The 14,703-nt window shown below is 75.3% G+C and carries 10 protein-coding genes; 4 read left to right on the top strand and 6 right to left on the bottom strand.

Translation table 11 applies throughout. The features are described from left to right. Positions 1-114: 114 nt before the first annotated feature. Entirely contained in the window at positions 115-495 is a 381-nt protein-coding gene (gene nirD / locus IEW07_RS01155; RefSeq protein WP_188533987.1) for a nitrite reductase small subunit NirD, read from the bottom strand. Positions 496-718: 223 nt separating this feature from the next. Here nirD and nirB point away from each other — a divergent pair, with 223 nt between their 5' ends. After that, positions 719-3,346, top strand: a complete 2,628-nt coding sequence (gene nirB / locus IEW07_RS01150) for a nitrite reductase large subunit NirB (protein ID WP_188533986.1) — start codon at positions 719-721, stop codon at positions 3,344-3,346. A 55-nt stretch (positions 3,347-3,401) separates the two neighbouring features. Next, positions 3,402-4,523 (top strand): uroporphyrinogen-III synthase, encoded by a 1,122-nt coding sequence (locus IEW07_RS01145; protein WP_188533985.1) that lies wholly within the window; start codon positions 3,402-3,404, stop codon positions 4,521-4,523. A gap of 76 nt (positions 4,524-4,599) precedes the next feature. On the opposite strand, the gene IEW07_RS01140 is transcribed toward IEW07_RS01145, so the two are convergent. The 5 genes from IEW07_RS01140 to IEW07_RS01120 all read right to left on the bottom strand — a co-directional run bounded on the left by IEW07_RS01140 (position 4,600) and on the right by IEW07_RS01120 (position 12,387). Then, on the bottom strand, positions 4,600-6,000 hold the full coding sequence (locus IEW07_RS01140; protein WP_188533984.1) for an L-lactate permease: 1,401 nt from the start codon (positions 5,998-6,000) through the stop codon (positions 4,600-4,602). A 124-nt stretch (positions 6,001-6,124) separates the two neighbouring features. Beyond that, positions 6,125-7,726: an FAD-dependent oxidoreductase gene (locus IEW07_RS01135; protein WP_229741476.1), complete on the bottom strand. Its 1,602-nt coding sequence runs from the start codon at positions 7,724-7,726 to the stop codon at positions 6,125-6,127. Next, complete coding sequence (locus tag IEW07_RS01130; protein ID WP_188533983.1) at positions 7,723-9,879, bottom strand: molybdopterin oxidoreductase family protein; 2,157 nt, start codon at positions 9,877-9,879, stop codon at positions 7,723-7,725. Before IEW07_RS01130 ends, IEW07_RS01135 begins: the two co-directional genes overlap by 4 nt. A 46-nt stretch (positions 9,880-9,925) precedes the next feature. After that, positions 9,926-11,320: an MFS transporter gene (locus IEW07_RS01125; protein WP_188533982.1), complete on the bottom strand. Its 1,395-nt coding sequence runs from the start codon at positions 11,318-11,320 to the stop codon at positions 9,926-9,928. 344 nt (positions 11,321-11,664) lie between these two features. Next, positions 11,665-12,387, bottom strand: coding sequence for a sirohydrochlorin chelatase (locus IEW07_RS01120; RefSeq protein ID WP_188533981.1), 723 nt, complete (start codon positions 12,385-12,387; stop codon positions 11,665-11,667). A gap of 159 nt (positions 12,388-12,546) precedes the next feature. Between IEW07_RS01120 and cobA the strand changes: the two genes are divergently transcribed. Together cobA and IEW07_RS01110 are read left to right on the top strand one after the other, a co-directional pair. After that, positions 12,547-13,569, top strand: coding sequence for a uroporphyrinogen-III C-methyltransferase (gene cobA / locus IEW07_RS01115; protein ID WP_188533980.1), 1,023 nt, complete (start codon positions 12,547-12,549; stop codon positions 13,567-13,569). Further along, positions 13,559-14,383: a uroporphyrinogen-III synthase gene (locus IEW07_RS01110; protein WP_188533979.1), complete on the top strand. Its 825-nt coding sequence runs from the start codon at positions 13,559-13,561 to the stop codon at positions 14,381-14,383. The genes cobA and IEW07_RS01110 overlap by 11 nt, the downstream gene beginning before the upstream one ends. Positions 14,384-14,703: the final 320 nt, after the last annotated feature.

Genomic DNA, 14,703 nt, shown 5'->3' with positions numbered 1-14,703 from the left:
CTCCTGTCGCATTTCCCCATGCGTGATTGTGGGGGATTGCGACGGACGAGGGGGCTCGGCGCGGACTGCTGCCACGTGGTGGGGGCTCGGCGGAGGTCCGCCGTCGGGGCCGGCTCAGGCAGCGGCCAGCCCGACGAGGACCCGCCCCTCCACCACGTGCACGGGGTGCACCGGCAGGGCCGGGCCGTCGCCGTTGAGGCAGAGGCCGGTGCCGAGGTCGTAGACCTCCTTGTGCAGGGGTGAGGCGACCGTGACGGCCGGTCCCCGGGAGCCGAGGATGCCCCGCGCCATGACGCAGGCACCGGTGTGCGGGTCGCGCTGGTCGGCGGCGAGCACCGTGGCCGCGTCCACGCGGAACAGCGCGACCTGGCGCCCGGCCACCCGGGCGGCCTCGCCCCACTGCACCTCGAGGTCCTCCAGCGCGCACACGTCGTGCCAGGTGAGCTCCTCGGTGGTCGAGGTGCGGGGGGCGAGGTCGGGAATCGTGATGGTCATGGGTTCCTCCTGGTGGGTCGGGACGTCGTTGTCGACGTTAGGACCGGCGCGTTTCCCCGGCGCTCCCATCCCGTTTCGGCTCCGTCAAACAGCGCTCACACGGGAAGGGCAGCCCGGTGAGGGGATCGTCATCCGGACGGAACGGCGGGGCAATCGAGGGGCAACCGCGGATCCCTAGAGTCGGAGTCGATGTCCCCGTCCGTTCCCGTCCCCGGAGGTTCCCGTGCCGCGCTCCCCCTTCACCCCCCGGTCCCCGCAGCACGTCGTCGTGGTGGGCGGCGGCCCCGCCGCCCACCGGTTCGCCGAGGCGGCGCTGTCCGCCGAGGACCACCACGTCCGGCTGACCGTGTTCGCCGACGAGCCCTGGCTCCCCTACGACCGCGTGCAGCTGTCCAAGGCGCTGACCGGCCCCGACGGGGAGGTCGACCTGACCCTCGGCGGCGGCACCGTCTGGGAGGACCCGCGGGTGGAGCTCCGCCTGGGCGTGGCCGCGCAGGAGATCGACCCGGAGGCGCGCACCGTCACGGCCGCCGACGGCTCCGTGACGGGCTACGACGAGCTCGTCCTGGCCACCGGCTCCGACGCCGCCCGGCTCGATGTCCCGGGCGCCCACCACGCCTTCGTCTACCGAACCCTCGACGACGTCTCCGCGATCCGCGCCGAGGTCGAGCGGCTGCGCGCGCTCTACGGCCGGACGCCGCGCGGTGTGGTGATCGGCGGCGGGCTGCTGGGCCTCGAGGCCGCGGGCGGGCTGCAGGAGCTCGGCGCGGAGGCCACCGTGGTGCACTCCCGCCAGTGGCTGATGAACGCCCAGCTGGACCAGGGCGCCGGCCGCGCCCTCAACGCGCTCATCGCCGGGCGCGGGGTGCGCCTGCGCCTGGGCGAGCGGCCCTCCGGGGTCGGGCTGCGCAAGGCCGACGGAGAGGTCTGCGCCGTCGAGTTCCGCGACTCCGCCGACCTCGAGGCCGACATGGTGATCGTGGCGACCGGCATCCGGGCCCGCGACCGCCTGGCGTTCAACGCCGGGATCGTGACGAACCCGCGCGGCGGCGTGGTGATCGACGACGCGTGCCGCACCTCCGCCGAGCATGTGTGGGCGATCGGCGAGGTCGCGTGCTTCGCCGGGGAGTGCGTCGGCCTGGTCGCCCCGGCCAACACCATGGCGGAGATCGTGGCCGACCGGATCGCCGGCGGGCGCTCCACGTTCGACGGCTTCGACACCGCCACCAAGCTCAAGCTCTCCGGGGTGGACGTCGCGTCCTTCGGCGACGCCTACGGCGTGACCCCGGACTGCCTCGAGGTCGTCTACGCGGACCCGGCCCGCGGGCTGTACCAGAAGCTCGTGGTGACCGCGGACGCGAAGACGCTGCTCGGCGGCGTGTTCGTGGGCGACGCCGAGCCGTACAACGCGCTGCGTCCCCTCCTCGGCCGGGAGCTGCCCGCGGAGCCCGGCGCCTACCTCTCGGCCTCCGGCGGCGAGGCCCCGGCCGGGGAGCTGCCCGACGACGCCGTCCTGTGCTCCTGCAACAACGTGACGACCGGCTCGGTGCGCGAGCAGATCTTCTGCGGCGTCCACGACCTCGGTGAGCTCAAGACGTGCTCCCGCGCGGGCACCCAGTGCGGCTCCTGCGTCCCGATGCTCAAGAAGACCCTGGACCTGGAGCTCGCCAAGGCGGGCGTGGCGGTGTCCAAGGCCCTGTGCGAGCACTTCGAGCTCTCCCGCGCGGGGCTCTTCGAGGCGGTCCGGGCCCTCGACCTCGCCTCGTGGGACGAGGTCCTCGCCCGCTTCGGCACGGGTCTGGGCTGCGACATCTGCAAGCCGGTGGTGGCCTCCGTCCTGGCCTCCCAGCGCGACGAGTACGTGCTCGACGCCGGCCGCGGCGGCCTGCAGGACACCAACGACCGCGCCCTGGCGAACATGCAGAAGGACGGCACCTACTCAGTGGTCCCGCGCGTGCCCGGCGGGGAGATCACCCCCGACAAGCTCATCGTGCTGGGCGAGGTGGCGCGCAGGTACGGGCTCTACACCAAGATCACCGGGGCGCTGCGCATCGACATGTTCGGGGCCCGCCTGGAGCAGCTGCCCGAGATCTGGCGCGAGCTCGTGGACGCGGGCTTCGAGTCCGGCCAGGCCTACGGCAAGGCCCTGCGCAACGTGAAGTCCTGCGTGGGCTCCACGTGGTGCCGCTACGGGGTCCAGGACTCCACCGGCATGGCTGTCCGGCTCGAGCTGCGCTACCGCGGCCTGCGCTCCCCGCACAAGTTCAAGATGGGCGTCTCCGGCTGCGCCCGCGAGTGCGCCGAGGCCCGCGGCAAGGACGTCGGCGTCATCTCGACCACCGACGGCTGGAACCTCTACACCGGCGGCAACGGCGGGGCGACCCCCGCCCACGCCCAGCTGCTGGCCCAGGGCCTGGACGACGAGACCCTGGTCCGCTACATCGACCGCTACCTCATGTACTACATCCGCACCGCCGACCGCCTCCAGCGCACCGCCCGCTGGCAGGAGGAGCTCGACGGCGGGATCGACCACGTGCGCGCCGTCGTCGTCGAGGACTCCCTGGGCATCGGCGCGGAGCTGGAGGAGGCCATGGCCCGCCACGTCGACCGCTACGAGGACGAGTGGGCCGCCACCCTCGAGGACCCCGAGCGGCTGCGCCGCTTCCGCTCCTTCGTCAACGACGCCGCCCCGGACGACTCGCAGGAGTACGTGGTGGAGCGCGGCCAGCGCCGCCCCGCCACGGAGGCGGAGCGCGCCGCGTCCGACGCCGGGGAGGGCCCCGTGCTGATCTCCGGTGCGAGCATCCCGGTCCGCGCCGAGGCCGGGACCGGCGCACCGGCCGAGGTGTGAGCTGCCGGAAACAGTGGGAAACACCACCGACACAGCAGAGCCATATCCTCAGGTCATGGCCCACGACGTTCTTCCCGGAGCGCCCGAGCAGGGCGAGCTGACCGGCTTCCGCATCGGCGTGACCGCCCACCGCCGCGCGGGCGACTTCATCGCCGCGCTCGAACGGCGCGGCGCCCAGGTGGTGCACGCCCCGGCCCTGATGATCTCCCCCGCCGAGGAGGACACCCGGGTCGTCGAGGACACCCGTGCCCTGCTCGCCCACCGGCCCGAGGTGGTCGTGGTGACCACCGGCTACGGGGTGCGCCGCTGGTTCGAGGCCGCGGACGCCGCCGGCCTCGGCGAGGACCTGCGGGAGGCGTTCCGCACCGCCCGCGTGCTCGCCCGGGGCGCCAAGGCGCGCGGCCAGATCCTGTCGATGGAGCTGGACGACGTCGAGGTCTCCGAGCTCGAGCGCACCTCCTCCGTGGTCGACCGGCTGCTCGCCGACGGTGTCGCGGGAACCCGCGTGGCCGTGCAGCTGCACGGGCTGACCGACGCCCTGCAGCTGCGTCGGCTCGTGGCCGCCGGTGCCGCCGTGGACACGGTGGCGCCCTACCGGTGGCTCTCCGCCGACGACGGCGAGCGGCTGCCGGCCCTGATCCGGGAGGTCTGCGAGCGCCGGATCGACGTCCTGACCTTCACCGCCGCACCCGCCGTGGACGCCGTGTTCAGCACCGCCCAGGAGATCGGCTGCCACGACGAGCTCGTGGCGGCCCTGCGCTCCGGCGTCACCGCCGCGGCCGTGGGCCCCGTGTGCGCCGGGCCCCTCCTGGAGGCCGGGATCGAGCCGGTCGTCCCGGAGCGCTACCGGCTGGGCGCGCTCGTGCGCCTGGTCTGCGACCACGTCGTCACGGAGCGCACCACCGTGGTGCCCACGGCGTGCGGGGAGCTGCGGCTGCTCGGCACCGGGATCGCCCTGGGCGGCCGGTTCATCCCCCTCCCCTGGTCCCAGATCGCGGTGCTGCGCGCCCTCGCCGCCGCCCCCGGCCTCGTGGTCCCCCGCGCGGACCTGCTGCGGGCCGTGCCGGGGCTGGACAACGAGCACGCCCTGGAGATGGTGGTCTCCCGGCTGCGCCGGGCCCTGCCCGCCCCGCTCGTGCAGACGGTGATCAAGCGCGGCTACCGCCTGGCCGTCTGAGCCGCAGCTCCACGGCCCCGCCGGGAGTCCTGCCGGAGCGCCCCGGTGGCGCCACCGGAGCGCTCCGGTCCGCCGGTCAGCGCAGGACGAGCGCGACGAGCCCGAAGCAGCCCGCCAGCAGGACGGCGAGGACCACCAGCAGCCTCAGGTCGAACCGGACGAGGGCCTGCTCGGCCCGCCGCCCGGACAGCCCCGCGATGCCGAGGACGAGGCTCGCGGTGGGCAGGGACGCGAGCATCGCGATGCCCGCCCCGGCGTTCTGGACCGAGGGCGCCAGCGCCCCGGTCCCGGACAGCTCCCCCAGGGAGGCCTGCGTCGCCATCATGAGCGCATTGCCGCTCGTGGCCGAGCCGGTCAGGAAGCCGGAGGCCAGGGCCATCACCGGCGAGAGCCACGCGACCACGGGGAGCCCCGCCGTCGCGACGCCCGCGGCGACGGTCTCCACCGCCCCGGACGCGGTCATCACCTGGGCCATGAGGATGAACCCGCCCAGGGCGCAGACGGTGCGCCAGCTGGAGGCAGCGGAGCGGGCGGCGGACCGGGCCGAGCCCGTCCGCACGAACAGCGCGCACGCCACGAACAGGGCCAGGCCGGGTGACAGGAGCGGGGCGACGCCGGCCGCGCCCACCGGCAGGCGCACGTCCACGGGAGCCCCCAGGAGCAGCAGGAGGCGCACGGCGACCACCGTCCCCAGGACCGCGGCGTACGGGGCGACCGCCCCGAGCGGCAGAGCCGGGACGGCACGGCGGAGCAGCCCCGGCAGCAGGATCCCCCCGGCGACGGCCGCGCCGGCCACGACGCCGGCCAGGCTCGTGATCCCCGCCGCGCTGGCCGCCAGCAGCAGCGCCGCCTGGGCCGCCCCGCAGAGGACCCCGGGCCAGGTCCGGCGGAGGACCGGGGCGCCGTCCCGACCCAGGAAGGTCGCGAGGCCGCCCACCACCGGCATGAGCACCAGGTAGAGCAGGGCGGTGCGGGTGCCGAGGGCCGCGGGCGTGGCGCCGCTGAGCGCCGCCCCGACGGCCGTGGGCAGGGCCAGCGCGCCCCACGGGACCACGGCCATGCCGAGCACGGCCTGCCGGACCGCCGTCGCGGGCGGGGAGAGCGCCAGCAGGATGGGGACCGTCGCCAGGAGGGACACGCCGAAGCCCGTCAGGGACTCGAGGGCGGGCCCGAGCCCCAGCACGATCAGGCACGTCTTCCACGGGGCGGGCAGGCGGATCCCGTGCACCCAGCCGGCGAGCCGGTGGTGGACCCCGCGGGCCTCGAGGATGCCGTTCAGCGTGAGGCCCGGGACCACCACCATGGCCGCGCTGAGCAGCAGGGCGAGACCCGCGTCCCACCGGACCGGCACGGGCCCGTCCGTTCCTGCCAAGGCCGCGGCGAGGCCCACCAGCGCGCTCGCCCAGACCGGGGCCTTGAGGACCAGGAGCACGACGAGGACCGCCAGCACGGGCAGCAGCGCGTACGCGTACGTCATGGGCACACCGGTCCGAGGTCGTCGTGCGGGACGGTGCCCCCAGTGTCCCGCACCGTCGCAGGCCGCACCACCGGCGGGCGGCCACGCGGGCCCGGTCAGCGCGTGCGGAGGAGGATCTCCTCCCTCACACCGTCACGCCCCGGTGCTCCTCGATGATCCGTGCCACCGCCGCCCTGCACCCGCCGCAGCCGGTGGACGCCCGGGTGGCGCAGCTGACCTCCTCCACGGTGCAGGCGCCCTCGTCGACCGCGTGCGCGATGCGCCCCATCGTGACCCCCGCGCAGTGGCACACGGTGGACTCCGGGCCCAGCCGCGACTCCTCGCCCCCGGCGTCGGGCCCGTCGAGGCGCAGCAGGACGCTCGGGTCCTGCGGCAGGACCTCGCCGCGGTCGTGGAGCAGGCCGATCTCGGCCGCGGCCCGGGGCAGGCCGAGGACGACGTAGCCCTCGAGCCGCCGGTCGGGCCCCAGGACGAGCTTGGCGTAGGTGCCCGCCGAGCCGTCGGCCCACTGCACCACGGACCCGCCGTCGGGTCGGGGCTCCCACGGCTCGCCCGCCACCGTCCCGGCGGACGCGAGCTCCACCTGGTGGGCCTTCAGCCGCACCGCGGCGGCCGGCCCCTCGGTCAGCGGCTCGAGCACCGCCGTCCCGCCCCGGGCCACGGCGTCCAGCTCGGCGTGGAAGCGGGCGGCGAGCCACTCGGCCTGCCGCCAGCCGGGCCCGACGAGCCCGGACGGCCCCCTGCCCTCCCGGGCGGGGCAGACCTGGCAGGAGGCGTCCCGGCACAGCACCTCGGCGCAGTCCCCGATCGCGAAGACGCGCAGCTCCACGTCGGCCTCGAGCTCGTGGTTGACCACGACGCCGCGGGCCGTGCGCAGCCCGGCGCCCTCGGCGAGCTCGGTGCGCGCCGTGACGCCGATCGACAGCAGCAGCAGGTCCCCCGGCACGGTCCTGCCGTCCTCGAGGAGGAGGCCCCGGAAGGCGCGGTCCTCGTCCAGGAGCACCTCGCGCGCCTGCGCGCCGGAGACCACCTCGACCCCCGCCTCCGCCAGGGCCCGGCCCAGCAGGGCGCCGCCGGGGGCGTCCAGGGAGCGCGTCATGACCCAGGGGGCGTGGTGGACCACGGTCGACGGGCAGCCCGCCTCGCTCGCGGCCAGCGCCGCCTCGAGGCCGAGCACCCCGCCGCCGAGCACCACCACGCGGCCCCGCCGTTCCACCACCGCCCGCACGGCGCGCGCGTCGGCCAGGTCCCGCAGGGCGGTGACCCCTGCCGGCAGGTGCTCGTAGGCCCCGGGATCGGGGTTGATCCCGCGCAGCACGGGGAGGTTGGGGCGGGCGCCGGTGGCCAGCACCAGGCGGTCGTAGCCCAGCTCCCGGGACTCCCCGGTCGCCCGGTCCGTGAGTCGCAGGCGCCGCCGGGCACGGTCGACCCGGGTGACCTCCGTCCCCAGCAGGACCTCGACCCCCGACGCCGCCAGGCCGGCGGGGTCGGAGAGCGCCATCCCGGAGAGCTCCGCCCGGCCCATCGCGTGCTCGCCGACGAGGACGCGGTTGTAGGCGGCGTCGGCCTCCCCGCCGACCACGGTCAGGCGGATCGTCCCGGCGGCGGCGAGGCCGAGGACGTCGTCGACGAAGCGCGCGGCCACCGGCCCGTAGCCGACGACGACCACGTGCTCCCCGGGCCGCATGGGGGCGCCCGCCGAGCGGGCAGGACGGATCGTGGTCATCGGATCATCTCCTCGGGGTCGAGCGCTCGCACGGTCACGGAGCCCGCCTTGAACTCCGGCATGCTGGAGACCGGGTCCACGGCGGCGGAGGACACGAGCCTGTTGGCGGTCTGGTCGCCGGCGAAGTGGAAGGGCAGGAAGACGGTGTCGGGCCGGATGTCGGTGCTCAGCCGGGCCGGCACCAGCACGCGGCCGCGGGGACTGGTCAGCTCCACGGGGGCGCCGTCCTGGATGCCGAGCGCCGCGGCGGTCGCGGGGTGGATCTCGAGCACGGCCCCGGGCCGCGCCTCGTGCAGGGAGCGCACCCGGCGCGTCTGGTTCCCGGACTGGTACTGCTCCAGGTAGCGGCCGGTGATCAGCGTCAGGGTCCCGGGGGCGTGGAGGCGCTCCCGGCGGTGGGGGCGGGGGCTGGGGTCCACGGCCCGTCCCGCGGCGCGCGGCCGGACCGGGACGAGCACGGCCCGCCCGTCCGGGTGGCCGAAGCGGTCGAGGAACGCCCGGGGAGTGCCCGCCCCCGCGCCGGCGGGCCAGGGCCAGTAGCAGGCCTCGCCCGCGTCCAGGGCGGCCCAGCTGATGCCGGAGTAGTCCGCCTTTCCGCCCGCGGACGCCGCGCGCAGCTCCTCGAAGACCTCCTCCGGATCGGGGCTGAAGGTGCCGGGGGCGTCGAGCCGGCGGGCGAGCTCGGCCATGATCCACAGCTCGTCCCGGGCGCCGGGGGGCGGGGCCACCGCGCGGCGGCGGCGCAGCACCCGCCCCTCCAGGCTGGTCATCGTGCCCTCCTCCTCCGCCCACTGCAGGACCGGCAGCACGAGGTCGGCGTACTCCGCGGTCTCCGAGAAGAAGAAGTCGCACACCACCAGGAAGTCCAGCGCCTGCAGGCCCCGGGCCACGGCGCCGGAGTCCGGCGCCCCGATCACCACGTTGGAACCGTTGACCCACAGGCAGCGGACGCCGCGGTCGGCGCCGAGAGTGGTGAGCAGCTCGACCGCCGGGACGCCGGCGCCGGGGAGGTCCCCGGGGTCCACGCCCCACACCGCGGCCACGTGCCGGCGCGCGGCGGGGTCGGTGATCGAGCGGTAGCCGGGCAGCTGGTCGGCCTTCTGGCCGTGCTCGCGCCCGCCCTGGCCGTTGCCCTGCCCGGTCAGGGTCCCGTAGCCGGAGCCGGGGACGCCGGGCAGGCCCAGGAGCAGGGCCAGGTTGATGGCCGCGCTCGCGGTGTCCGTCCCGTCGACGTGCTGCTCCACGCCGCGGCCGGTGAGGACGTAGGTGCCCCTCCGGTCGCGGGCCAGCAGGTGCGCGGCGCGCCGGATCAGCGCGGCGGGGACACCGGTGACCTGCTCGACGCGCTCGGGCCACCAGGCGTTGAGCACCGGCAGGAGCGCGTCGAGGCCCGTCGTGCGCCGCTCGAGGTAGTCGCGGTCCGCGAGGCCGTCGTGGACGACCACGTGGGCCAGGCCCAGCAGCAGGACCAGGTCGGTGCCCGGGGTGGGCTGGAGGTGCACTCCCCCGCCGTCGTCGGTCATCCGGGCCGTGGCGGAACGGCGGGGGTCGACGACGACCAGGCCCCCGTGCTCCCGCGCGTGCTCCAGGTGCTGGACGAACGGCGGCATGGTCTCGGCGGGGTTCGTGCCCAGCAGCAGCACCGTGCGGGCGCCGTCGAGGTCGGTCACGGGGAACGGCAGGCCCCGGTCCATGCCCAGGGAGCGGTTGGCCGCGGCGGCGGCCGAGGACATGCAGAACCGGCCGTTGTAGTCGATCCGCGAGGTGCACAGGGCGATCCGCGCGAACTTCCCCAGCTGGTAGGCCTTCTCGTTGGTCAGCGAGCCCCCGCCGAAGACGCCCACGCCGTCGTTGCCGTACCGGTCCCGGGCCGCCCGGAACTCCCCGGCCATCCGGTCGAGGGCCACCTCCCAGGACACCTCCCGGAAGGCCCCGTCCGCGCCCCGGAGCAGCGGCGCGGTGAGCCTCGACGGGCTGGCGAGCAGCTCCGCCGAGGTCCACCCCTTGCGGCACATCCCGCCCCGGTTCGTCGGGAAGTCGCGGCCGGCCACCTCGGGGAACCCCTGCTCCCCCGCCGTCGCCGACGCCGGGTCCAGCGTCATGGCGCACTGCAGGGCGCAGTAGGGGCAGTGGGTGGCGGTGGCTGCGGGCATCAGGGGCTCCTCGCGGTGGCGGGCGTGCGGGTGGGTGCGGGCGGGATCAGATGCGGTGCGCGGCCATCTCGGTCCCGCGCCGCAGGTAGCAGGCCCAGGTCACGACGAGGGCGAGCATGTAGAAGGCCACGAAGCCGTAGAACGCCGCGCCGTAGCCGCCGGTGGAGCCGCTGGAGAGGCTGAGCACCTGCGGGATCGCGAACCCGCCGTACGCGCCGACCGCCCCGATCAGCCCCAGCGCGGCCGAGGCCTTGCGCTCGGTCGAGACCCCGCTCGTCTCCTGCCGCAGTCCGCGCACCTTGTAGATGGTGGGGATCATCCGGTAGGTCGAGCCGTTGCCCATGCCGGCCGCGGTGAACAGCAGCAGGAACAGCCCGAGGAACAGCCAGAAGCCGGCCAGCGGCAGGGTCAGCACCACGGACAGGGCGAGCAGGGCCATGACCGCGAACACGGTGACCGTCATCCGGGCGCCGCCGAACCGGTCGGCGAGCTTGCCGCCCCAGGGGCGGGCCACGGAGCCCACGAGCGGGCCGAGGAAGGCGAGGGACAGGGCCGCCGCACCCACCGTGAAGGTCGAGAACTCCGGGAAGACGTCCTTGATGAGCTTGGGGAACACGCTGGAGAAGCCGATGAAGGAGCCGAACGTGCCGACGTAGAGGAAGGACATGATCCAGAAGTGCGGCTCCTTCACGGTGGCCAGCGACCCGGCGACGTCCCCCTTGGCGTGGGAGAGGTTGTGCATGTACTTCTTCGCGCCCCACGCCGCGAACAGGATGAACGGGACCCAGATCCAGCCCGCGAAGGGGAGGTTCAGCGCGCCGGCCGCCCCCACCGTGATGACGATCGGCACCACGAGCTGCGCCACGGCGGTGCCGAGGTTGCCGCCCGCCGCGTTGAGCCCGAGCGCGTAGCCCTTCTCCCGCGCCGGGTAGAAGTAGGTGATGTTGGCCATCGAGGAGGCGAAGTTGCCGCCGCCGAAGCCGGCCGCGGCCGCCAGGAGCAGCATGGTCCAGAACGGGGTCGCCGGGTTCCCCACGGCGAGCGCGAGCCCGACGGTGGGGATCAGCAGCAGCAGCGCCGAGACGATCGTCCAGTTGCGCCCGCCGAAGCGGCCGACCATGAAGGTGTACGGGATGCGCAGCGTGGCGCCCACGAGGGACGGGATCGACAGCAGCCAGAAGATCTGGGAGGTGCTGAAGGCGAAGCCCGCGTCCGGCAGGAAGACCACCGTGATGGCCCACAGCTGCCAGACGGCGAAGCCCAGGAACTCGGCGAAGATCGACCACTTGAGGTTGGTGCGGGCGATGGGCCGCCCGGTGCGCTCCCAGAACCCGGGGTCCTCGGGGCGGTAGCCGTCCAGCCACCGGCCGGGCCGCTCGCGCAGGGCCAGGGGCGGGACGGTGGTGGACGCGGCGGCGTCGGGCAGCAGTTCTGAGCTCACGGCAGGACCTCCTGGGAACGGGGAGCACGACCTCGTCGGGCGTGCGCTGCTCCCACCGTATGGAGACCGTGTTTCGCGTCCTGACGGACGGGGTAACGGCCCCGTGCACTTCCCCTCACAATCGGGTCACGATCCTGTGAGGGCTCGGACACCGGCCGGTCACCGCGCCGAGTCCCCCGGCGTTCCGCGGCCCGTTCCGGGCTCTCTCGGCCGAGTCCCCACGATGTACGCAATTCCCCACGTGCCCGCATGGGGAAATGCGAACATCGTGGGGACTCGGTGCTGAGTGCGGCCGGACAGTGGGGACTCGGCGCTAAGGAAGGGTTCAGAGCGCGGAGGAGAAATCAGAGCGCGGAGCGGTAGCGCTCGAGCACCACGTGCACGAGCTCCGCGGGGACCTCGCCGTCGGCCGTGAGCAGGGGCTCGGTGTCCACGTCCGCGGCCGCCGCGTGCGACTGGTCGAGGAAGAACCCGGGGGCCAGCAGATAGTTGGCGACGACGACGCGCCCGCCGCCGCCCAGGCCGGCGCGGGCGGCGGCGACCGCCTCGGCCACGCGGGGACCGGCGGCGGCGAGATAGGACACGGTGACCGGCCGGCCCAGCTCCTCGGCGAGCTGCTCGGCGACCACGGCGCAGTCGGCCACGGCGCGGGCGTCGGAGGAGCCGGCCGTGGCGAGCACCACGGCGTCGGCCTCCCCCAGGGGTGCCCCGGCGTGCGCGCACGCCTCATGCACCCGCCGGGCCAGCAGCCGCGCCAGCGCCGGGTCGGGGCCGAGCGCGGCAGTGGCGCGGTGCGCCTCGTCGGCGGCGGCCGCGCGGGCCACGTCCACGTACACGTGGTACCCGGCCGACAGCAGCAGCGGGACGACCACGGCCGCCCGGCCCGCGTACTCCTCGGTGCGCTGGGCGAGGTCCGGGGTCTGGACGTCCACCCACGTGGGCACCACCTCGGTCCCGGGCAGCGCGGCGGCCACCGCCTCGACGAGCCGGGCGACGGCGGTGCGCCCGGTCGGGGACCGGGTGCCGTGGGCGCAGGCGAGCAGGACGGGGGCCTCGTGTGCGGTCATGCCGTCCAGCCTACGAGGAGCGGCCCTATCATGGATCCCGTGATGCGGCACGTCACGCGGCGTCATGCGGCAACGGGCCCGTAACGCGGATGCGTCACGCTGGAAGCGGCGCCGCACGGGCGGCGCGCCGAATCCCCTTGCACGCCCCTGGAGGACCGCATGCTCCTGACCGCCGATCTCACCGACGTCCCGGTGCTCGTCCTGGGCGACCCGCGCGGCGCCCGGCGCGCCCGCCGCCGGTACGAGGCGTCCGGCGCGCTCGTCCGGGCGGTGGCCGCCCCTGAGCTGCTGGTCCCGGAGGACCTCCGGGAGGCCGCCCTCGCCGTGGTCGTCGGCGAGGGGGCGCCGCGCTGGCGGACCGCCCTGCGGGAGGCCGGCGCCCGCATCCCGGTCGTGCAGGAGCCCTCCGCCCGGGAGGGCGGCCGGGTGACCCTGGTCGGCGGCGGCCCGGGTGCCGACGACCTGCTCACCGTGCGCGCCGTCCAGGCGCTCGCCGACGCCGACGTCGTGTTCGTGGACCGGCTGGCCCCCTCCGGGGCCGTGGCCGCCGCCGCTCCCGGCGCCGAGATCGTCCCGGTCGGCAAGACACCCGGTCACCACCCGGTCCCCCAGTCCCGGATCCAGGATCTCATGATCGAGCAGGCCCTGGCCGGGCGCTCCGTGGTCCGGCTCAAGGGCGGGGACCCGTACGTCTTCGGCCGCGGCGCCGAGGAGTTCGCCGCGTGCGCGGCCCACGGCATCACGGTGGACGTCGTCCCGGGGATCACCAGCGCCGTCTCCGTGCCCGGCGCCGCCGGGATCCCGGTGACGTTCCGGGACGTCAGCCGCATGTTCACGGTGGCCTCCGGCCACGTCCCCTTCTCGGAGGCGGAGCTCGCCCACTTCGCGGGGCTCGGCGCCGCCGGCGGCACCCTGGTGGTGCTCATGGGCATGGGCACCCTGCCGCACCTCGTGGCGGGCCTGGTCCGCGCCGGGGCCGACCCCGCCACGCCGCTGGCCGTGGTCGAGCGCGGGTTCACCGACCGGCAGCGCTCCACCGTCACGTCGCTCGCGTCCGCGGTCGCGGACACCACGGCGGCGGGCTGCGCCTCGCCCGCCGTCGTGGTCGTGGGCCCCGTCGTCCGCCTCGCCTCGGCCGAGCGGGACGCGTTCCTGGCGGAGGTGACCGCGCATGGCTGCTGAGCACCTCCCCCTGGCCGGACGGGTGGTCGGCGTGACCGCCCACCGCCGCTCCGAGGACCAGATCGCGGCCCTCGAGCGGCGCGGGGCGCGGGTCATCCACGCGCCCGCGCTCAAGGTGGAGCCGGTCGGCGAGGACGCCGGCCTCGCCGCGTCCTCCCGGGCGCTGTTCGAGGCCCGCCCCGACACGGTGCTGATCACCACCGGCTACGGGCTGCGGCGCTGGCACGAGGCCGCCGAGGCTCAGGGCTTCGACGCGGACCTGCTCGTGTGCCTGCGCGAGGCCGCCGTGTACGTGCGCGGGCCCAAGGGCCGGGGCGCCGTGCGCGGGCTCGGCCTGGAGGACGCCGGGATGTCCGCCGACGAGACCACCCGCGGGCTCGTCGACCTCGTCCTGGCCGAGCACGGCGGTGACCTCACCGGGCGCACCCTGGGCCTGCAGCTGCACGGGATCGCCGACGTCGCCCAGCGGCGCCGGCTCACCGACGCCGGTGCGCGCGTCCTCACCGTGACCCCCTACCGGTGGGCGAGCGCCGACGACGCCGGGCAGGTCCCGGTGCTGGTGCGCGAGGCCGCCGCCGGCCGGGTGGACGCCATCACGTTCACGGCTGCCCCGGCCGTGGACGCCCTGTTCAGCACCGCCGAGGAGCTGGGCCTGCACGAGGAGCTGCTCGCCGCCTTCCGCCGCGGCATGCTCGCCGCCACCGTCGGGCCCGTCACCGCCGCCCCGCTGCTGGAGCTGGGGATCGAGCCCCTGGTGCCCGACCGGTTCCGGATGGGCGCGATGCTCAAGCAGCTCACGGAGGCCCTGTCCTGATCCACCGGCGGCAGAACCACTCGCCCGGCACGGCGACGACAGCGCTGCCAGGCCGTGGCCGTCGGTAGGCACATCGGCCCCCACCTGCGCAAATAGCCATCGCAAACTCGTGTGATTATTCACACAAGCCAATACCTCCTCGTGTCCCCAGGTCAGGGGACAGGACCTCCTCACGTTGTCCCCCGTTGTTCCCACGTGGTGATCCGCCACCCGCCCCTGCGCCCGGCATCACGTCGCCCACCGCTTTCCTCAGTGCACAAACGCATGGATGCAGCACCCTCCCTCGTCGCGGCAAAACCGCAGGTCAGAGTATGAGTCGA

Origin of the sequence: Kocuria dechangensis (assembly GCF_014636775.1) — a bacterium.
Lineage (GTDB): Bacteria > Actinomycetota > Actinomycetes > Actinomycetales > Micrococcaceae > Kocuria > Kocuria dechangensis.
This window is presented reverse-complemented; position numbering and strand designations above follow the sequence as displayed.